A 238-nucleotide genomic window follows, 5' to 3' on the forward strand; every position below is an offset into this window, starting at 1 on the left:
AAAGATGAGTTTCATTGCGCAAGATTTTGAAAAACTCAATATCATCACTGTTCTTGAAGGTAGAACACAAGCTGTTATTCGTGATCACTTTATTCGATACGATAGAGCTGTTCGCTGTCAGGTGAAAATCATTACGATTGATATGTTTAGTCCTTACTATGCCTTAGCTAAACAGCTTTTTCCATGTGCTAAAATCGTTCTAGATCGCTTTCATATTGTCCAACATCTCAGCCGTGCT

Annotated in this window: 1 protein-coding gene; it reads left to right on the plus strand. The window is 37.4% G+C overall.

The genetic code is table 11. The annotated features are described in order from the left end of the window. A partial coding sequence (locus HMPREF2933_RS05275) for a transposase (RefSeq protein ID WP_148131520.1) occupies positions 1-238 on the plus strand: 238 nt, incomplete at both ends.

The organism is Streptococcus sp. HMSC066F10, from assembly GCF_001813805.1.
GTDB lineage: Bacteria > Bacillota > Bacilli > Lactobacillales > Streptococcaceae > Streptococcus > Streptococcus vaginalis.